Below are 12889 nucleotides of genomic sequence, written 5' to 3'. Positions count from 1 at the left end.
GCGGCGGTGAGCTTCCACGAGGACGGCATCGACCTGGAGCGCGCCTGGTCGATGGAGGGGATCGAGATCCCGGCGGTCGTGCGCGAGCTCGCGGGCGGCGCGGAGCCCGTGCTCGCCTGGCGCAACGTGGTCGACGGGCTCACCTTCCGCATCCCGCGCGGCTTCGTGAAATGGGATCCGCCCTCGACGGGGGCCGACCTCGCGCGCGAGGCGCGGGCGGCGAGGTGGCTCGCCGCGCGGCACCCGGCACCGCGGCCGCTCGAGGAGGGGGTGGATGCCGGCGGCGCCCGCTGGATGCTCGCGGCGCCCCTCGCGGGCGAGTCGGCGGTCTCCGAGCGCTGGCGCGGCGAGCCCGAGACGGCGGTGCGCGCCATCGCGACCGGCCTGCGGGCGCTCCACGGCATCCCGCTCGCGGGCGCGCCGGACTGGCTGCGCGAAGATTCCTGGGTCACGCGTCGGCCGGCCGCACTCGGACCGCGCCCGCCGCTCGACGAGCCCGTGCTCGTGCACGGCGACGCCTGCGCCCCGAACACGCTGCTGGACGCCGGCGGCGCCTTCGCCGCGCACGTCGACCTCGGCGATCTCGCGATCGGCGACCGCTGGGCCGACCTCGCGGTCGCCGGGCTCAGCCTCGGCTGGAACTACGGCCCCGGCTGGGAGCCGCTGCTCTGGGCGAGCTACGGGATCGAGCCCGACCCCGGGCGGATCGACTGGTACCGGCGGCTCTGGGACGCCGAGTCCTAGACTGGGAGCATGTCGAGCACGCCTGAGCCCACCGTCTTCGAGCGCATCGCCGCGCGCGAGATCCCGGCGGAGATCGTGTTCGAGAGCGAGCGCGTCATCGCCTTCCGGGACATCGCCCCGAAGGCCCCCGTCCACCTCCTCGTCGTCCCGCGGACGGCCGAGTACCGTGACGTCGTCGAGCTGGGCGCGGGCGACCCCGCCCTCCTTCAGGAGATCGTCGCCACCGCCGCCGAGCTCGCGCGCGAGCACTGCGACGGGCAGTTCCGCCTCATCTTCAACACGGGCGAGGCCGCCGGCCAGACCGTGTTCCACGTCCACGCCCATGTCCTGGGCGGCACCCTCCCGGAAGGCTCCCTTGGCACCGAGTGACATCTCGCCCACCGCCGGCCCCGAGCGCACGGAGATCCAGGTCGACGGCATCGCCATGGTGCGGCTGCTCGGCCCGCAGGATCGCCTGCTCACGACGATCGAGCGGCAGTTCCCCGAGGTGAGCGTGCTCGTGCGCGGCAATCTCATCACCCTCGAGGGCGACCGGGAGCAGGTGCGCGCCGCCGGCGTCCTCATCGGCGAGCTGCTCGCGCTCGTCCGCGGCGGCGTCGACGAGCTCGCGCCCAGTGACGTCACCACCTCGGCGCGGATGCTCGCGCGCGCGGAGGGGAGCCCGGCCGACGTCCTCAGCCAGGCGATCCTCACGAGCCGCGGCCGCAGCATCCGCCCCAAGACCCTCGGCCAGAAGGCCTACGTCGACGCGATCGACGACCACACGATCGTGTTCGGCATCGGCCCCGCGGGCACCGGCAAGACCTATCTCGCGATGGCGAAGGCGGTGCAGGCCCTCCAGCGCAAGGAGGTCGACCGCATCATCCTCACCCGCCCGGCGGTCGAGGCGGGGGAGCGGCTCGGGTTCCTGCCCGGCACGCTCACCGACAAGATCGACCCCTACCTGCGGCCGCTCTACGACGCGCTCAACGAGATGATGGATCCGGAGGTCGTGCCGAAGCTGCTCGCAGCCGGCACGGTCGAGGTCGCGCCGCTCGCCTACATGCGGGGCCGCACCCTCAACAACGCCTTCGTCGTGCTCGACGAGGCGCAGAACACGACGCCCGAGCAGATGAAGATGTTCCTCACCCGGCTCGGCTTCGGCACGCGGATGGTCGTCACGGGCGACATCACCCAGGTCGACCTCCCCAACGCGGCGAGCGGCCTGCGCCTCGTGACGCGCATCCTCGACCACGTCGAGGACATCCACTTCGCGAACCTCACGAGCGAGGACGTCGTGCGGCACTCCCTCGTCGGGAAGATCGTCGACGCGTACACCGAGCACGACCAGCGGCAGCAGGCGCGCCAGTACGAGCGCGAGCACGGGAACCCGGACGGCGACAGCCGCGCCGAGCGGCGGGGACGCGCGCCGCAGGACCGCAGCGCGCCGACGACGGGACCGAAGCCGAAGCGCGGCGGACGCTGGGGGAGCGCATGACCATCGAGATCAACAACGAGTCCGCGATCCCGGTCGAGGAGGCCGTGATCCTGCGCCTCGCGGCCTTCGCGCTCGACCACATGCGCATCCACGCGGACGCCGACCTGGCGATCGTGCTCGTCGACGAGGCCGCCATGGAGCAGCTCCACGTGCAGTGGATGGACGAGCCGGGCCCGACCGACGTGCTCAGCTTCCCGATGGACGAGCTGCGTCCCGGCAGCGACGAGGAGCTGACGCCGGCGGGCCTCCTCGGCGACATCGTGCTCTGCCCGCAGGTGGCGGCCTCCCAGGCCGAGACCGCGGGGCACACCACGCTCGACGAGCTGCTGCTCCTCACGACGCACGGCATCCTCCACCTCCTCGGCTTCGATCACGCGGAGCCCGCGGAGGAGAAGGAGATGTTCGGCATCCAGCGCGAGATCCTCGTCGGCTTCGCGCTCGAGGAGCGCCGACGATGAGCGCCCTCGCCGTCGCCTTCCTGCTCGTCGCCGCGCTCCTCGTCGCGGCGGGCGGCCTGCTGGCGGCGGCGGATGCCGCGCTCGGCGTCCTGAGCCGCGGCGACATCGCGGAGCTCGCGGAGACGAGCCGCGCGAGGCGCTCGCTCCTCGCGATCGCCGCCGACACGGGCGCGCACGGCAACGCCGTCAACTTCGCGCGCGTCATCGCGGAGACGACCGCCGCCGTGCTCGTGACGCTCGCCTTCTCGATGGCGATCGCCGAGTGGTGGTGGGTGCTCCTCATCAGCGCGCTCATCATGACGGGCGCCTCCTTCGTGCTCGTGGGGTCCAGCCCGCGCAGCGTCGGACGGGCGCACCCGCGCGGCATCCTCGCGTTCTCGGCACCCGGGATGCGGACCATCCGCGTGCTCTCGGGTCCGATCGCGGATGCGCTCGTCGCGCTCGGCAACCGGGTCACGCCGGGCCGGCCCAAGACGCAGACCTTCTCGAGCGAGGAGCAGCTGCTCTCGATGGTCGACGAGGCGACCGCGCTCGCCGTCCTCGAGGAGGACGACCGCGAGCTCATCCACTCGATCTTCGAGTGGGGCGACACGGTGGTCCGCGAGGTCATGGTGCCGCGCACCGACATGGTGACGGTCGACGACGACGCGACGATCGCCTCCGCGATGGACCTGTTCCTGCAGTCGGGCGTCTCCCGCATCCCGGTCATCGGGCGCGACGTCGACGAGGTGCTCGGCATCCTCTACCTCCGCGACCTGGCGCGCCTCGCGCACGAGCAGCCGCTCGAGGCGGTCGCGGCGACGGCGCGCGAGCTCGCGAGGCCGGCGGCCTTCGTGCCCGAGTCGAAGAAGGCCGACGACACGCTGCGCCAGATGCAGCTCGCCTCGAACCACCTCGCGATGGTCGTCGACGAGTACGGCGGCATCGCCGGGCTCGTCACGATGGAGGACCTGATCGAGGAGCTCGTCGGCGACATCTCCGACGAGTACGACCGCGACACCCCCGACATCACCCAGCTCGCGGTCGGCGTGTACCGGGTGAGCGGGCGACTGGCGACCGACGAGCTCGGCGACCTGTTCGGCATCGAGCTCGACGACGACGACGTCGACTCCGTCGGCGGCCTCCTCACGAAGACGCTCGGGCGCCTGCCGGTCGCGGGCTCGCAGGTCGTCGTCTCGGGCCTCCTGCTCACGGCGGAGCGCGTCGAGGGCCGGCGGAAGCTGCTGCACACCGTCGTCGTCGAGCGGGATGCGGCGCTCATCGATGCGGAGTCCGCGCTCGGCGGCATGGAGGAGACCCGATGAGCACCCCCGCCTACCGCGCCGGCTTCGCGAGCTTCGTCGGCCGGCCGAACGTCGGCAAGTCGACGCTCACGAACGCGCTCGTCGGCGAGAAGGTGGCGATCACCTCCTCGAAGCCGCAGACGACGCGCCGCGCGATCCGCGGCATCGTCCACCACCCGGACGGCCAGCTCATCGTCGTCGACACCCCCGGCATCCACCGGCCGCGCACGCTGCTCGGCGAGCGGCTCAACGACGTCGTGCAGTCGACCCTGGGGGAGGTCGACGTGATCGGCTTCTGCGTCCCGGCGGACGAGCGGATCGGCCCCGGCGACCGCTTCATCCACGAGCAGCTGGAGCGCTTCCCGAAGGCGAAGCGCGTCGCCGTCGTGACGAAGATCGACGCGGCGCCGCGTCCGGTCGTCGCGGAGCGGCTGCTGCAGGTGAGCGAGCTGGGCGAGTGGGAGGCGATCATCCCCGTCTCGGCGGCGAACCGCATCCAGCTCGACCTCCTCGCCTCCGAGCTCATCGGGCTCATGCCGGTGTCGATGCAGCTCTACCCGGACGACCACGTCACCGACGAGCGGCTCGACATCCGCATCGCGGAGCTCATCCGCGAGGCGGCGCTCGAGGGCGTCGAGGACGAGCTGCCGCACTCGCTCGCGGTCACCATCGAGGACATGGTCGACCGCGACGACAAGGACCTGCTCGAGGTCTACGCGAACCTCTTCGTCGAGCGCGACAGCCAGAAGGGCATCGTGATCGGCCGCGGCGGCGCCCGCCTGCAGGAGGTGGGCCGCACCGCTCGCGCGCAGATCGAGCCGCTCGTCGGCAAGCAGGTGTTCCTGTCGATCCGCGTGAAGGTGGCGAAGGAGTGGCAGCGCGACCCGAAGCTGCTGGGGCGGCTGGGCTTCTAGCCGCCGCGACGCCGGCCGGCCATCCCCCGATGGGCCGGGCCGGCGTCTGTGCGGGAGCGGTCTGACGCCGCTCGGCGCGTTCCCCCCGGAACGTCATGGGGGATTCGGAGGCGCGCGCCGGACGGATTGCCCGGTCTCCCTCTGCTGGAATACGACGGGGTGCTGCTCGGTTCCCGTGGATGATTCGATACGTTTGCATTGACACGAGGAGCGCGCGATGACCGCCATGCAGTTCGGGATCTTCACCGTCGGAGATGTCACGACCGACCCGACCACCGGACGGACCCCGACCGAGGCGGAGCGCATCCAGGCCATCCTCCGCATCGCGCAGAAGGCGGAGGAGGTCGGGCTCGACGTGTTCGCCCTCGGGGAGCATCACAACCCGCCCTTCGTGCCCTCGAGCCCGACGACGATGCTCGGCTTCATCGCCGCGACGACGGAGCGGCTGCTCCTCACGACGAGCACGACGCTCATCACGACGAACGACCCCGTCAAGATCGCCGAGGACTTCGCGATGCTCCAGCACGTCGCCGGCGGCCGCGTCGACATCATGCTCGGCCGCGGCAACACGGCGCCCGTCTACCCGTGGTTCGGCAAGGACATCCGCGAGGGGATCCCGCTCGCGATCGAGAACTACGGTCTCCTCCACCGCCTGTGGCGGGAGGACTCCGTCGACTGGCAGGGCCGCTTCCGCACCCCGCTCCAGGGCTTCCAGTCGACGCCGCGCCCGCTCGACGGCGTGCCGCCCTTCGTCTGGCACGGCTCGATCCGCAGCCCCGAGATCGCCGAGCAGGCCGCCTAATACGGCGACGGCTTCTTCGCGAACAACATCTTCTGGCCCAAGGAGCACTATCAGCAGCTCATCGGCTTCTACCGCGAGCGCTACGCCCACTACGGCCACGGCACCCCCGAGCAGGCGGTCGTCGGCCTCGGCGGACAGGTCTTCATGCGCGCGAGCTCGCAGGACGCCGTCACGGAGTTCCGCCCCTACTTCGACAACGCGCCCGTCTACGGCCACGGGCCGAGCCTCGAGGACTTCACCGCCCAGACCCCGCTCACGGTCGGCAGCCCGCAGCAGGTCATCGACCGCTACGCGGGCATGCGCGAGCACTTCGGCGACTACCAGCGCCAGCTGTTCCTCATGGACCACGCCGGCCTCCCGCTCGAGGTCGTGCTCGAGCAGCTCGAGATCCTCGGCACCGAGGTCGTCCCGGTGCTGCGCCGCGAGCTCGACCGCGGCCGCCCGGCCGAGGTGCCCGACGCGCCCACCCACGAGAACCTCGTCGCCGCGCGCGACGCCGCCGCCGCGGCGACCGCGCGCTGAGGTCTCGCCGGCGCGGATTCAGGAGCGCCGCACTCCGGTGTGCCGCGATGCGCCGGACTCCGCCCGCGACGGCGGTCCCGCGTCGGCGGAGGGTCCGTGCGGTTCCTGAATCCGCGCCATCCGAGCGCCGGCGATCAGCGTTCGCGCCCGGCGCGGCGTCGCGCGAGGCGCTGCGCCACCGCATCCACGACGACCCCCAGCGAGATCGCCACCGCGACCGCGATGACCACCGCGAGCAGCGGCTCATGCTCGAGCACCCGCCCGAACAGCGCCCCGATCGCGAGGTTGTAGACCGCCCAGGCGCAGCCGGCCGCCGCCGAGAGGGGCAGATACCGGCGGTACGGGAGGCGGCTCGCCCCGGCGGCGAGGTTCACGGCGATGCGGGCGAAGGGGATGTAGCGGGCCGTGAAGACGAGGACCGTCGCCCGGCGGTGCACCTGGTCCCGCACCCGCCCGACCGCGCGGGCGACGCGCGGGCCGCGCTGCCAGCGCCAGCGCTCGAGGCCGACCGTGCGGCCGAGCAGGTAGCAGAGCGAGTCGCCGACGACGGCGCCTGCCGCCGCGACCGCGAGGACCGCGCCGATCGCGGGCTCCCCGCTCGCGCCCCAGAGCGCGCCGAGCGCGACCACGAGCGTCTCGCTCGGCAGCACGACGACGAGGGCGTCCGCGACGACCAGACCGAAGAGCGCCGGGAGCAGCCACGGCGAGGCGGCCACCGCATCCAGCCAGGCGTCGTCCATGCGCGCATCCTCGCCCCGCCGGGTGAACGGCAGGCGTCCGGTGACCGGGCGGCGCACATCGGGTGAAGTCTCGGTGCCCGGGGCCGTCCGGCCGCGCTCCGGGCGGGATGCCGGGTCATCCTGGGCGTGTGAGAGTCGCCTTGGTCGCGGAGAGCTCGATCCACCACATGAACGGGGTGACGCACTCCCTCCTGCAGGTGGTGCGCCACCTCAGCCGATCCGGTCACGAGACGCTGCTCGTGACGCCGGCCGCGGCCGCCGCCGCCGGCACCGAGGCCGATCCGAGCTTCCACACGGCCGAGCTGCGCGAGCTCCGCTCCGTCGGGATCCCGAGCTACCCGCAGGTGCGCCTCGCGCCGGTGCCGGTCCGCTGGATCGAGCCGGCGCTGCGCGACTTCCGGCCGGACGTCGTGCATCTCGCATCCCCCTTCCTCACCGGCTGGCAGGCCCTCCGCGCGGCCGAGCGCCTCGGGATCCCGAGCGTCGCGGTCTACCAGACGGATGTGCCGGGCTACGCGCAGCGCTACCGCGTGGGCGCCGCGACCGCGGGGCTCTCGCAGCACCTCGGCCGGCTGCACCGCAAGGCGACGCTGACGCTCGCGCCCTCCTCCGCCTCCCTCGACGAGCTCGCCGCCCTCGGCGTGCGCCGGCTGCGGCGCTGGGCGCGCGGGGTCGACGCGGAGCGCTTCTCGCCCGCCCGCCGCTCGGCGTCCTGGCGCGCCGAGCACGCGCCGGGCGGGGAGGTCGTGATCGGGTACCTGGGACGCCTCGCCCCCGAGAAGCAGCTCGAGCACCTGCGGGCGGTGCACGGCATCCCCGGCACGCGCCTCGTGATCGTCGGCGACGGCCCCGAGCGCCCGGCCCTCGAGCGGCTGCTGCCCGAGGCGCGCTTCCTCGGCTTCCAGTCGGGGGCGGCGCTCGCCGAGTCGCTCGCGGGCTTCGACGTCTTCGTGCACCCGGGCGAGCACGAGACCTTCGGGCAGACGATCCAGGAGGCCCTCGCGAGCGGCGTCCCGGTCGTCGCGACGGGACGGGGCGGCCCGCTCGACCTCGTCGAGTCGAGCCGCACCGGCTGGCTGTACCGCCCCGGCGACCTCGACGACCTGCGCGCGCGCGTCATGGACCTCGCGGGGGATGCCGCGAAGCGACGCGCCTTCTCGGTCGCGGCCCGCGAGGCGGTCGCCCGCCGCAGCTGGTCGGCGATCGGCGACGAGCTGCTCGGCCACTACCGCGAGGCGATCTCGCTCCACGCGGCGGCGAGCGCGGGGGCTCCGCACAGGGTGCCCGTCCAGGTCGGGCCGGCGCCCGAGACCGCGCCCATGCCGGTCGCGGCGCCGGTCTGGAAGCGCTATGTGGCGCTCGGCGACAGCCTCACGGAGGGGCTCTGCGACACCTCCCGCCAGGATGCGGGGGAGTACCGCGGCTGGGCCGACCGGCTCGCGATGATCCTCGCGCATCGGGGACCGGGCTCGGAGGCGCTCGGCTTCGCGAACCTCGCGGTGCGCAGCCGCACCATCCCGCTCCTCGTGGAGGAGCAGCTGCCGCGCGCGATCGCGCTCGGCGCCGACCTCGTGACGGTCTTCATCGGCGGCAACGACCTGGCGCGCGCCGGGGCGCGACCCGATCGTCTCGCGGCCCGCCTCGCCGCCGCGATCGCCCGGCTCCGCGCGACCGGCGCGCACGTGCTCGTGGTGACGCCCGTCATCCCGCCGTGGCCCTTCCTCCGCGCGCTCCACGAGCGCACCCGGGTGTTCGCGCTCGAGCTGCACCGCGTCTGCCGCGAGCAGGGCGCGCAGCTGCTCGACCTCACGGAGGATCCGGCCTTCCTCGAGACGCGCATGTGGGCGGACGACCGGGTGCACCTCAGCTCGCACGGCCACCGTCTCCTCTCCTACCGTGCGGCGGCCGCGCTCGGCGTGCCGGGCGCCGCCGAGCTCGGGGCGCTCGACGACGCGATCCACGACGGCGACGTCGACCCGATCGAGCCGCAGCTGACGCTCCCGGCGTGGATGTGGACGCACGTGCGCCCGTGGGCGGGCCGCCGCATCCGCGGCCGCACGGCGGGCGACGGCCGCGTCGCGAAGCACGACGCGCTCGTGCCGGTCGGCCCCGCGGACGGGGCTCAGCGCTCGCCGGTGCGCCAGCGGTAGGTCAGCTCGGGGCGGCCGGGCCCGCCGTAGCGCGGCGCGCGCCGCGCGAGGCCGAGGTCGGAGAGGTGCTCGAGGTACCGGCGCGCCGTGACGCGCGAGAGCGCGAGCGCGCCGGCCAGCTCGGAGGCCGTGACCGCCGTCGCCGCCGTGCGGAGCCGTGCCGCGACCGCGTCGAGCGTCTCGCTCGAGAGCCCCTTCGGCAGCGCCGTGCGCGCGGGGGCGTGCAGCGAGGCGAGCAGCTCGTCGACCTCCTGCTGGGTGGCCGCGCCGCGCACCGCCTCCAGACGCTCGCGGTGGCGCGCCGCCTGCTCCAGCCGGTCGCGGAACGCGGCGAAGTCGAAGGGCTTGATGAGGTACTGGATCGCGCCGAGCGACATGAGGGTCTGCACGGCCTCGAGCTCGCGCACGGCGGTGACGGCGACGATGTCGACCGAGGAGCCCTCCGCCCGGAGGCGTCGCGCCAGGTCGATCCCCGAGGCGTCGGGGAGGGTGAGGTCGAGGAGGACGAGGTCGATGCCCGCGCCCGGCGCCGACTCGCTCGCCGCCGCGATCGCCTGGTGCGCGGCGCCCGCGCTGTGCGCGATGCCGGCGAGCTCGAAGCCGGGCACGCGCGCGAGATAGCCGGCGTGCGCCTCGGCGGTGAGCGGCTCGTCGTCGACGACGAGGACGCGGATCACGGGGCGCCGCCCGAGGGCAGCGAGACGAGCACGCGGGTCGGCCGACCCGGCAGGAAGCCGACCTCGCCGCCCTCCGCCTCGACGAGCGCGCGCACCACCGCGAGGCCGATGCCGTGCTCGCCGCCGGCCGCCGCATCCCCGCGCTTGCTCGTCGCCCCCGCGAGGAAGGGGTCGCCGCCCTCGGCGGGGTCGAGCTCGGGGGCGACGCCGGGGCCGCTGTCCTCGATCTCGATCCCGATGCGGCCGCCCTCGTCGCGGATCCGCAGCACGACGGCGCGCGGCGCGGGGCCGCGCAGCGCCGCCTCGATCGCGTTGTCGAGGAGGTTGCCGAGGATCGACACGATCGCCGCGGGCGGGAGCGGCAGGGATGCGGCGGGCGCCGACTCGACGCGGAGCTCGATCCCGCGCTCCGCGGCCTGCGCCGACTTGCCGAGGAGGAGCGCCGCGAGCACCGGGTCCTCGACGCGGCCGAGCACGGCGTCGGTCAGCTGCTGGCCGGCGCGGCTCGCGGAGGCGACGAGCTCGACCGCCTCGGCCGTGCGCCCGAGCTCGAGGAGCGAGACGATCGTGTGGAGGGTGTTCGCGTGCTCGTGCGCCTGGGCGCGGAGCGCGTCCGTCATGGTCCGCACCGACTCCAGCTCGCCGACGAGATGCTGCAGCTCGCTCTGGTCGCGCAGGGTCATGACGGCGCTGCCGCCGCCCGTGCCGGGCGCGCCGCCGGGCGGGGCGGCCGCCTCCTGGTTGACGAGGAGCACGCGGCCCGCCGCCGAGTGCGCCTCCTCGACGGCGCGCCGCCCCGTGTCCAGGATCGCGCGGACGGGCCCCTCGATGCCGAGCTCCGCCGCGGTGCGCGGCTGCGGCCGCTCGGGCGCCGGCGGGAGCCCGAGCAGGTCGGCCGCCTCGTCGTTGTAGAGCAGGATGCGGCGCGTGCCGTCCGTGAGGACGACGCCCTCGCGCACGGCGTGCAGCACCGACTCGTAGAACTGCACCATGTTCTGCAGCTCCGCCCCCGAGAGCCGGCCCGTCGCGCGCCGCACCTCGCGACCCGTGAGCCAGGCGGCGAGCCCGCCGATCGCGACGACGAGGACGGCGACGAGGGCGACGAAGGGGAGCCGGGGCAGCACCTGGGTCGAGACCCGATCGGTCGTGACGCCCGCCGAGACGATCCCGAGGAGCTCGCCGTCGCGCTCGATCGGCACGACCGCGCGGACGCTCGGGCCGAGCGTGCCCGTGTAGGTCTCGGTGATCGATCCGCCACGCTGCGCGGCATCGATCGTGCCGCGGAACGGCCGCCCGATCTCGGCCTCGTCGGGGTGGGTGTAGCGGATGCCGTCCGGCGACATGATCGTGACGAAGTCGACGCGGTCCTCGGCCACGACCCCGAGCGCGAAGGGCTGGAGTGCCGCCGTCGGGTCGGGGCCGTCGAGCGCCGCCAGCACGGCCGGGTCGACCGCGATCGTCTCGCAGATCGCGAGGCTGAGCTCGGCCGCGTCCTCGTCGGCGCCGCGCCGGGCGTCGAGCACGAGGAGGAGGGCGATCGCGCCGCCGATGACGAGGACGGCCGCGAGCTGGACGAGGATCGCGCGGCCCGCGATCGACCAGCCCCGTCCACGCGCCATCCGCTCGCCTTCGACCAATATGACCACAACTTCCATGCCGCAGGGCCCGGGAGCACGCTGGGGCGATGGCAACGACGCTACAGGCACTGCGGCGCATCGACCGCAACCACTACCTCTACATCGCGGTGATCGTCGCGGTGATCGCCGGGTCGATCGTGGGCATCGCCGCCCCCGAGTTCGCGACCGCCCTCGAGCCCATCGGCAAGGGCTTCGTGGCCCTCATCAAGATGATGATCGCGCCGGTGATCTTCTGCACGATCGTGATCGGCGTCGGCTCGATCGCGAAGGCCGCGACGGTCGGGAAGGTCGGCGGCCTGGCCCTCGGCTACTTCATCGTCATGTCGACCTTCGCGCTCGCGATCGGCCTCGTGGTCGGCAACCTCATCCACCCGGGTGAGGGGCTCGACATCGCGGGCGCCTCGTACGAGACGGAGGGGGAGGCGACGTCGACGACCGACTTCATCCTGGGCGTCATCCCCGTGTCCCTGTTCTCCTCGCTCGTCGACGGGAGCATCCTCCAGACCCTCTTCGTGGCGCTCCTCGTGGGCTTCGCGATCCAGGGGCTCGGCGAGAAGGGGAGGCCGGCGCTCGCCGCGGTGAAGAGCCTCCAGGCGATCGTCTTCCGCATCCTCTCGATGGTGCTCTGGCTCGCGCCCGTCGGCGCGTTCGGCGCGATCGCGGCGGTCGTCGGCAACACGGGCGCGGGGGCGCTCGTGAGCCTCGCGACGCTCATGGCCGGCTTCTACATCACCTGCGTCCTCTTCATCGTGGTGGTCCTGGGCACGCTGCTGCGGCTCGTCACGGGCGTCAACATCTTCAAGCTCATGAAGTACCTCGGCAAGGAGTATCTGCTCATCGTCGGCACCTCCTCCTCGGAGGCGGCGCTCCCGCGGCTCATCGCGAAGATGGAGCACGTCGGCGTCTCGAAGCCGGTCGTCGGCATCACGGTGCCGACGGGCTACTCCTTCAATCTCGACGGCACCGCGATCTACCTCACGATGGCCTCGCTCTTCATCGCGACCGCGATGGGCACGCCGCTCTCGATCGGCGAGCAGATCGGGCTCCTCGTCTTCATGATCATCGCCTCGAAGGGCGCGGCGGGCGTCACGGGCGCCGGGCTCGCGACCCTCGCGGGCGGCCTGCAGACCTACCGCCCGGATCTCGTGGACGGCGTCGGCGTCATCGTCGGCATCGACCGCTTCATGTCGGAGGCGCGCGCGCTCACGAACTTCACGGGCAACGCGGTCGCGACGCTCCTCATCGGCCGCTGGACGGGCGAGATGGATGCGGCGAGGGTGAAGACGGTCCTCGACGGGGGCGATCCCTTCGACGAGGCGGCCTTCGCGTCGCGTGAGGTGCACGCGGAGGGGGAGTCGGCGACGGAGATCGCGCCGAGCACCCGCCGCGAGGTCCCGGAGCGGCCGGAGACGCGCGATCTCGAGACCATCGTCGGCGTCGAGCGCGAGGAGCGGCGCGGCCGCTGAGCGGGAATAGCCGCGGCTC

At 73.6% G+C, this 12889-nt stretch carries 11 protein-coding genes and 1 pseudogene; 9 read left to right on the top strand and 3 right to left on the bottom strand.

The window, feature by feature from the left end; translation table 11 throughout:
* Window positions 1–6: 6 nt before the first annotated feature.
* The 7 genes and pseudogenes from OF852_RS04940 to OF852_RS04910 all read left to right on the top strand — a co-directional run bounded on the left by OF852_RS04940 (window position 7) and on the right by OF852_RS04910 (window position 6200).
* On the top strand, window positions 7–744 hold the full coding sequence (locus OF852_RS04940) for a phosphotransferase (RefSeq protein ID WP_271120692.1): 738 nt from the start codon (window positions 7–9) through the stop codon (window positions 742–744).
* A gap of 9 nt (window positions 745–753) precedes the next feature.
* Window positions 754–1113 (top strand): histidine triad nucleotide-binding protein, encoded by a 360-nt coding sequence (locus tag OF852_RS04935; protein WP_271120691.1) that lies wholly within the window; start codon window positions 754–756, stop codon window positions 1111–1113.
* A 55-nt stretch (window positions 1114–1168) separates the two neighbouring features.
* Window positions 1169–2221 (top strand): PhoH family protein, encoded by a 1053-nt coding sequence (locus OF852_RS04930; protein ID WP_271121116.1) that lies wholly within the window; start codon window positions 1169–1171, stop codon window positions 2219–2221.
* The gene (ybeY, locus tag OF852_RS04925) at window positions 2218–2679 is read left to right on the top strand and encodes an rRNA maturation RNase YbeY (RefSeq protein ID WP_271120690.1); all 462 of its coding nucleotides are present in this window, start codon (window positions 2218–2220) and stop codon (window positions 2677–2679) included. Before OF852_RS04930 ends, ybeY begins: the two co-directional genes overlap by 4 nt.
* Entirely contained in the window at window positions 2676–3983 is a 1308-nt protein-coding gene (locus OF852_RS04920; protein WP_271120689.1) for a hemolysin family protein, read from the top strand. Before ybeY ends, OF852_RS04920 begins: the two co-directional genes overlap by 4 nt.
* Window positions 3980–4876: a GTPase Era gene (era, locus tag OF852_RS04915; protein WP_271120688.1), complete on the top strand. Its 897-nt coding sequence runs from the start codon at window positions 3980–3982 to the stop codon at window positions 4874–4876. The genes OF852_RS04920 and era overlap by 4 nt, the downstream gene beginning before the upstream one ends.
* A gap of 226 nt (window positions 4877–5102) precedes the next feature.
* Window positions 5103–6200, top strand: a pseudogene (locus OF852_RS04910) (LLM class flavin-dependent oxidoreductase).
* A 134-nt stretch (window positions 6201–6334) separates the two neighbouring features.
* Here the strand turns inward: OF852_RS04910 and OF852_RS04905 are convergent.
* Window positions 6335–6940 (bottom strand): DedA family protein, encoded by a 606-nt coding sequence (locus tag OF852_RS04905; RefSeq protein WP_271120687.1) that lies wholly within the window; start codon window positions 6938–6940, stop codon window positions 6335–6337.
* A 128-nt stretch (window positions 6941–7068) separates the two neighbouring features.
* Between OF852_RS04905 and OF852_RS04900 the strand changes: the two genes are divergently transcribed.
* Window positions 7069–9090 carry a GDSL-type esterase/lipase family protein gene (locus OF852_RS04900; protein WP_271120686.1) on the top strand — a complete coding sequence of 674 codons (2022 nt, stop codon included), beginning with the start codon at window positions 7069–7071 and terminating at the stop codon, window positions 9088–9090.
* Here OF852_RS04900 and OF852_RS04895 read toward each other — a convergent pair.
* Together OF852_RS04895 and OF852_RS04890 are read right to left on the bottom strand one after the other, a co-directional pair.
* Window positions 9063–9767 (bottom strand): response regulator, encoded by a 705-nt coding sequence (locus OF852_RS04895; RefSeq protein ID WP_271120685.1) that lies wholly within the window; start codon window positions 9765–9767, stop codon window positions 9063–9065. The genes OF852_RS04900 and OF852_RS04895 overlap by 28 nt on opposite strands.
* Entirely contained in the window at window positions 9764–11386 is a 1623-nt protein-coding gene (locus OF852_RS04890) for a sensor histidine kinase (protein WP_271120684.1), read from the bottom strand. The genes OF852_RS04895 and OF852_RS04890 overlap by 4 nt, the downstream gene beginning before the upstream one ends.
* A gap of 65 nt (window positions 11387–11451) precedes the next feature.
* On the opposite strand from OF852_RS04890, the gene OF852_RS04885 reads away from it, so the two are divergent.
* Entirely contained in the window at window positions 11452–12870 is a 1419-nt protein-coding gene (locus OF852_RS04885; protein WP_271120683.1) for a cation:dicarboxylate symporter family transporter, read from the top strand.
* Window positions 12871–12889 lie beyond the last annotated feature (19 nt).

Source organism: Homoserinibacter sp. YIM 151385 (assembly GCF_027912415.1).
Taxonomy (GTDB): Bacteria; Actinomycetota; Actinomycetes; order Actinomycetales; family Microbacteriaceae; genus Schumannella.
Note: the sequence above shows the minus strand (reverse complement) of the source record. Positions and strands in the feature narration are given on the sequence as shown.